The organism is Streptomyces glaucescens (genome assembly GCF_002154375.1).
Classification (GTDB): Bacteria; Actinomycetota; Actinomycetes; order Streptomycetales; family Streptomycetaceae; genus Streptomyces; species Streptomyces glaucescens.
The window spans coordinates 1-3,303 of the sequence record NZ_MUND01000723.1 but is presented as its reverse complement, the minus strand read 5'-3'; the positions used below and the strand labels follow the sequence as shown (position 1 = coordinate 3,303).

Genomic DNA, 3,303 nt, shown 5'->3' with positions numbered 1-3,303 from the left:
GTCGGCGTCGCCCGGGCGCTGGCCGCCGACCCGCCCGTGCTGCTCATGGACGAGCCGTTCTCCGCCGTCGACCCCGTCGTCCGCAAGGGCCTGCAGGACGAACTCCTGCGCCTCCAGGAAGAGCTGGGCAAGACGATCGTCTTCGTCACCCACGACATCGACGAGGCCGTCAAGCTCGGCACGATGGTCGCCGTCCTGCGCACCGGGGGCCGGCTCGCCCAGTTCGCGCCGCCCGCCGAGCTGCTGTCGAACCCCGCGGACCCGTTCGTCGAGGACTTCCTCGGCGCGGACCGGGGCATCCGCAGGCTCTCCTTCTTCTCCTCCGCCGGTCTCGAGCTGCTGACCACGCCGATCGTCGCCGTCGACGCCACCGCCGAGCAGATCGCCGCCCGCACCGCCTCCGGAACCCCGTACCTCCTGGTCACCGGCGTCGACGGCAAGCCCCTCGGCTGGGCCGAGCCGCACGACCTGACCGCCGGACAGGTGCGGCCGGAGCGACTGCTGCCGTGCGGGCGGCCGTTCGCGGCGGGCACGGACTCGCTGCGCTCCGCGCTGGACTGCGCGGTCCTGTCGCCCACGGGCTGGGCCGTCGCCGTGGACGGCGAGGGCCGGGCGGCCGGAGTGGTCTCCCAGCAGTCCATCGCCGAGGCCATCCGCGGCGCCCACGCGAACGACGCGAAGCCCGTGCGTGCCGAAGCCGCCCAGAAGGCCGCGCGATGAGTGAGCTCTTCGACCTGCCCAGCGACCTCCAGAACAGCTATCTCGGCCTGGTCGCCCTGCACTTGCGCATCGCTCTGCTCCCCGTGCTCGCCGGACTGCTCGTGGCGCTGCCCATCGCCCAGCTGTGCGTGCGGCTGCGCTGGCTGTACCCGCCCGTGCTGTGGGTGACCACCGTGCTGTACGCCGTCCCGTCGCTGGCCTTCTTCGTCGTCCTCATCGACTACACCGGCCTGAGCGAGCTGACGGTGATGATCCCGCTGGCCGTCTACAGCCTCGTGGTGTTCGTCCCGGCACTCGTCGACGGCGTCCGCTCGGTGCCCCGCGAGACCCTCGACGCCGCCACCGCCATGGGCTTCGGGCCGGTGCGTCGCTATCTCCAGGTGCAGTTGCCGATCGCGGCCCCCGCGGTCATCGCCGGCCTGCGGGTGGCGTCGGTGTCGAGCATCTCCCTGGTCAGCGTCGGGATGCTGATCGGCAACCAGGGCGCGCTCGGCAATCTGCTCAACAGTGGCATGATCTACCACCAGCCGCGCCTGATCTGGCTCTCCGTCGTGGGCACGGCCGTCCTCGCCATCCTGGTGGACGCCGCGCTGATCCTGCTGCGGGCGCTGGTGACGCCCTGGATGCCGAAGGGTGCCGTCCGGTGAACGTACTGACCTTCGTCGAGGCCTTCTTCAGTGACAGCGCCCACTGGCACGGCTACGACGGCATCCCCACCCGGCTCCTGGAACACGTCCAGTACACGCTGATGGCGCTCGGCATCGCCGCCGCCGTCGGACTGCCGGTCGGCCTGCTCACCGGCCACACCGGGCGCGGCGGCAACACCCTCGCCCTGATCGCCACCGCCGCCCGCGCCCTGCCCAGCTTCGGCCTGATGGTGCTGATGTTCGTGATCCTCGGGCTCGGTCTCGCGCCCGTGATGATCCCGCTGGTGGTGCTCGCCGTACCGCCCGTGCTGGTCACCACCTACGAGGCGGTGCGCTCGGTCGACCCGGCGCCGGTGGACGCCGCCCGCGGCATGGGCATGAGCGAGGCGGGGGTGCTGCTGCGGGTCGAACTCCCGGTCGCGCTGCCGCTGATCCTCAGCGGGCTGCGCTCGGCGGCCATCCAGATCGTCTCGACGGCGACCATCGCCGCGTACGTCAGCTTCGGCGGCCTCGGCCGGTACATCGTCGACGGCCTCTACCAGCGCGACTACGAGAAGGTCGTGGGCGGCGCCACCCTGGTCGCCGCGCTGGCCCTGGCCACCCTGGGCGTGTTCTGGGCGGCGGGCCGCCTGGCGGTGTCGCGGGGCGTACGCCGCAGCGGCTGAGCCAGGAGGCCCGAAGGCCCGAAGCCCCGCGGGCCCGGGCCGCTCAGCCCTCCGCCCGTGCCAGCGCCAGTTCCAGGACGACGAGCAGCGCGTCCCGCACCGAACCGCGCTCCCGGGCGTCGAACACGACGACCGGGACGTGGTCGCCCACGTCCAGCGCCCAGCGCACCTCGTCCAGCGGGTGCTCGACCCGCCCGTCGAAGGCGTTCACGGCGACCGCGAACGGGATCTCCCGGTGCTCGAAGTAGTCGACGGCCGCGTAGCAGTCGTCGAGGCGGCGGGTGTCGACGATGACGAGCGCGCCGACCGCGCCTTCGACGATGTCGTCCCACATGAACCCGAACCGCTCCTGCCCGGGCGTGCCGAACAGGTACAGCTTCAGCGTCGGATCGATGGTCAGGCAGCCGAAGTCCATGGCCACCGTCGTGGTGGTCTTGCGCGGGGTGTGGCTCAGGTCGTCCACCCCCGCCGCGACCTCGGTGATGGCCGCCTCGGTGGTCAGCGGCTCGATCTCGGAGATCGCACCGACCGCGGTGGTCTTGCCCACCCCGAAACCACCCGCGATCACCATCTTCACCGGCAGCGGCGGCCGTACGGCGGTCCGCGCCGCGGTCCGTGCGGCGGCGCCGTGGCGGGCGACGGGCTCAGTCGGTGTCACGGAGTACCCCTCGGGAGTCGGGGATGGCCCGCAGGCCATCGATAACCCTGCGCAGGACGGACGCGTCATGGGTGGCGGCCGTGTCCGGCACGTGCACCGCCAGATGCCCGGCTGCCCGCAGATCCTCCGCGAGCACCCGGACGACGTTCAGATGCAGCCGCAGCCGGGCCGCGATCTCCGCGAGGGACTGCGGCACCGCGCACACGGCGACGATGTCGTGCCGCTCGAAGGAGAGCCGGCCGAGCGCGTCGAGGCCTTCCGCGGTGGCGATCACCTGGGTCTCCACCGGGATCGGCCGCTCGGCCGCGGTCTCGCCCGCGCCCGCCACCCGGCCCGCGGTGACCAGGAACGGGCGTACGGCGGGGACGGGGCCGACCGGATCCGGTTGCTCGTCCGGGCCCGGGGGCGGCGGGAAGCCGTCCGCCATGGGTGGTCTCTTCCTCTCTCGGCCGGGCGGTGCCCGGTCAGCCCGCCGGCGTCGCGCCGACGCTGTTCTTCAGCTCCAGCACCAGCTGCGGGCTGAGCGCGGCACCGGCACGGTTGGCGAACAGCGTCATCTCGTACGCGATGTTGCCCAGCTTGGCCTCCTTGTCGGCGACCACGCCGAGCACGG

The 3,303-nt window shown here is 72.7% G+C and carries 4 protein-coding genes and 2 pseudogenes; 3 read left to right on the top strand and 3 right to left on the bottom strand.

Annotated elements, in window-relative coordinates; genetic code table 11:
- The 3 genes and pseudogenes from CCN42_RS45170 to CCN42_RS35965 all read left to right on the top strand — a co-directional run.
- Window positions 1-720: pseudogene (locus CCN42_RS45170) on the top strand (ABC transporter ATP-binding protein); the annotation flags it as partial.
- Window positions 717-1,367, top strand: a complete 651-nt coding sequence (locus tag CCN42_RS35970; protein WP_086169865.1) for an ABC transporter permease — start codon at window positions 717-719, stop codon at window positions 1,365-1,367. The pseudogene CCN42_RS45170 and the gene CCN42_RS35970, both read left to right, overlap by 4 nt.
- A complete protein-coding gene (locus tag CCN42_RS35965; protein WP_086169864.1) occupies window positions 1,364-2,032 on the top strand; it encodes an ABC transporter permease in 669 nt (222 codons plus the stop codon). Before CCN42_RS35970 ends, CCN42_RS35965 begins: the two co-directional genes overlap by 4 nt.
- A 43-nt stretch (window positions 2,033-2,075) precedes the next feature.
- Here CCN42_RS35965 and CCN42_RS35960 read toward each other — a convergent pair whose 3' ends face one another.
- The 3 genes and pseudogenes from CCN42_RS35960 to CCN42_RS45165 form a co-directional block, all read right to left on the bottom strand.
- Window positions 2,076-2,690: a GTP-binding protein gene (locus CCN42_RS35960; protein ID WP_086741545.1), complete on the bottom strand. Its 615-nt coding sequence runs from the start codon at window positions 2,688-2,690 to the stop codon at window positions 2,076-2,078.
- The gene (locus CCN42_RS35955) at window positions 2,677-3,117 is read right to left on the bottom strand and encodes a DUF742 domain-containing protein (protein WP_086741544.1); all 441 of its coding nucleotides are present in this window, start codon (window positions 3,115-3,117) and stop codon (window positions 2,677-2,679) included. Before CCN42_RS35955 ends, CCN42_RS35960 begins: the two co-directional genes overlap by 14 nt.
- Before the next feature lie 37 nt (window positions 3,118-3,154).
- Window positions 3,155-3,303, bottom strand: a pseudogene (locus CCN42_RS45165) (roadblock/LC7 domain-containing protein); the annotation flags it as partial.